Source organism: Pseudomonadota bacterium, assembly GCA_030859565.1.
In the GTDB taxonomy this organism is placed as follows: Bacteria; Pseudomonadota; Gammaproteobacteria; order JACCXJ01; family JACCXJ01; genus USCg-Taylor.
This window is the reverse complement of record JALZJW010000259.1, coordinates 1-2,843: the sequence shown is the minus strand read 5'-3', so window position 1 is coordinate 2,843 and position 2,843 is coordinate 1. Positions and strand designations below refer to the sequence as shown.

2 protein-coding genes are annotated in these 2,843 nt (G+C 57.5%); one reads left to right on the top strand and one right to left on the bottom strand.

From position 1 onward, the window contains the following. Window positions 1–401: 401 nt before the first annotated feature. Window positions 402–974 (bottom strand): IS3 family transposase, encoded by a 573-nt coding sequence (locus M3436_20445; GenBank protein ID MDQ3566341.1) that lies wholly within the window; start codon window positions 972–974, stop codon window positions 402–404. A 171-nt stretch (window positions 975–1,145) separates the two neighbouring features. Between M3436_20445 and M3436_20440 the strand changes: the two genes are divergently transcribed. Continuing rightward, window positions 1,146–2,843 (top strand): recombinase family protein (locus tag M3436_20440; GenBank protein MDQ3566340.1); only part of this gene is annotated, 1,698 nt, incomplete at its 3' end.

Below are 2,843 nucleotides of genomic sequence, written 5' to 3'. Positions count from 1 at the left end.
GTACTATCCGATGCTCGGGTTCAAGCGATTTGCGAATGCCGCCGTAACACTGAGTGGAATTGAGTTGGCGCAGAAGATTAGGAAGGGGCAATACGACATCTCAAGCATTAGCCAAGTGGGAGCATTGGTGCCACAGGTATGGGAAGCCGTGCTCGCGGCGTGAAGTGTTATCTGGGGACCACTCGGCTCTCGCTGCTCTATAAACAAAGTTTGCACCAGCAATCATGAAGCGGTGCTTCTCCACCACCGATGAAAATATAAGCAAGTTGCGTTAGGCTACGTCAAGTCGCTGGTGGTGACGAGGTCGTAGGGCTCTTGGTGTCCATCAACCCGTGCACCAGCATGACCCGAGTGAATCTTACCCCGTTTAGTGGAGAGGCAGATAAGACTACCTTCGAGCCTCACGCTGCCTGCTTCAACTGCGCCCGGTAGCGCGCTTCGTACTCTGCCGGCGGCAAGTACCCGCTGGCTGAGTGTATCCGTTGACGATTGTAAAAGACCTCGATGTAGTCGAAGAGTTGATCGCTCGCTTGCCGCCGCGTCTCGAACCTGTCGCCGAGTTCAGCTTTCAGGATGCCGAAGAAGCTCTCCGTCACGGCGTTGTCCCAACAGTTGCCGCGCCGCGACATACTCTGCGGGCAACCCCACGCCGCTAACTTCGCCCGGAACGAGTGACTCGCGTACTGGCTGCCGCGGTCACTATGCACTAGCGGAGAAACCGCACCGCCTCGCCGCCCCTGCCCTTGGATGAAGGCGGCTTCGATAAACTCGGTCTCAAGGCCCTCTGACACCGCCCAACCCACGATGAGCCGCGAGTAGAGGTCGAGGAATACGACTAAGTAGAGCCATCCCTCCTGCGTCCAGAGATAGGTGATGTCGATGGTATGGTCGCAAATGACAAGTTTTGCCTGATCCGCACGGCACGGCTCAAGTTGCGCAAACTTTGCTCTCCTGTGCTGATGCCGTTTTTTCAAGCCTAAACCCATATACCCTCCCGATGAGACGTCTCATCGCGGAGGGATTTATGAAACATCAATGGCAACTGTCTCGCACTCTGCTCCAACACCCAGACGCTCAGCGCCGCTGGGATTCAGCCTTTCAACTCCTGCTGCGATGCTCATCCTTCGTCGAACAGGAGACTTCCCATGAGAGTAGCGGTATACATTCGGGTCTCGACCCTGCGGCAAGTTCATGCTCAGACTGCCGATCAACAACTCCAACGGCTCCAGACGCACCTCCAAACGAAAGGTTGGAGCCTTTCTCAAGAGAACATTTTTCGCGATGATGGCTACAGCGGTGCCATCCTCCGCCGGCCTGGCCTCGACCGTCTACGCGACAAGGTAGCCGCCGCTGATGTCGATGTCATCTTGATTACCGACCCGGATCGCTTGGCGCGCAACTATGTTCATCAAGTGCTGCTGCTTGAAGAACTGCAACGCTTCGGCGGCCAGGTTGAGTTTCTGGATCGCCCGATGAGCACCGACCCCCACGACCAACTCCTGTTGCAAATTCGTGGCGCGGTGGCCGAATACGAGCGCAGCCTGATTACCGAGCGTATGCGGCGCGGACGGTTGATGAAGTTGCGGGCCGGTGTGCTCTTACCCTGGACTCGAGCTCCCTATGGCTACCGCCTCAACCCTGAACGCCCTCGTGACCCAGGCGGCGTTCGCATCGACGAAGCACAGGCGGCTGTCGTCGCCGAAATCTTCGCCTGGTATCTACAGGATGGCAGCTCTCTCTTATCCGTCGCCAAACACCTGTGCGATCTCAACATCGCGTCGCCCAACGGCAAGCCGCGCTGGGGCCTGGCTACTTTAAGGGCCATTTTGACCAACCCGGCCTACATCGGACAAGTCTATGCCGGGCGCTATCATTATCGTCCTCCCAAGGTGCGAAGGTCAGCGACCCATCCCATCGGGCATCCGCACAACAGCGGTGTGCTGGTGCCGCCAGAGCAATGGATTGCGGTGGCCCGCATCCCGGCCATCATCAGCCAGCAACAGTTTGATCTGGCGCGGGAGAAACTGGCTCATAATCAGTCTTTCGCTCGCCGCAACAACAAGATGAACCAATATCTGTTACGGGCGCTGGTCAGTTGTGGGAAGTGCCAGTTGGCTTGCCAGGCTCGGAGGTTGCAGCCCGATCATCGCTATTACATCTGTACGGGCAAGGTCAGAAGTATCCAGCGCCGCCAGGAAGAAAAGTGCGCCTCACGCTTCATCCCCGCCGGCCAGGTGGATGACTTAGTGTGGCAAGACCTCTGTCAGTTGCTCACTCATCCGGAGACCATCGCTCAAGCTCTGGCTCGTGCCCACGGCGGGCAGTGGCTGCCACAGGAGTTGCAAGCCAGGCGCGAGAATCTGCGCAAAGGGCAGAGCAGTCTGCAACACCAGATTGAGCGGCTCACCGAGGCCTATTTGAGCGGTGTCATTCCGCTCAGTGAGTATCAACGGCGACGAACTGAACTGGAACACAGCAGCCAGGCACTTGAGCAACAACAGCACCGGCTTCAAGATCAAGTGGCGAGCCACGCGGAGGTCGCCGGACTGGCGGCTTCAGCCGAGGATTTTTGCCGTCGGGTACAGCAGAGTTTGGCGACAGCGACCTTCGAGCACAAGCGAAAACTGATTGAACTGCTGATCGACCGGGTGGTGGTCACCAATGAAGATGTGGAAATCCGTTACGTCATTCCAACCAGCCCCCGTAGCGAGCAGGTGCGTTTTATGCATTTGCGTTCAGACTATATCGATGCCCCAGATGTGGTCTGGTTGGGCCGCCCGCACGCCACGCAACATAATAGGGGTAAACCCGATGCGCAAACGCTCTTAGGCTCAACTTTGGCC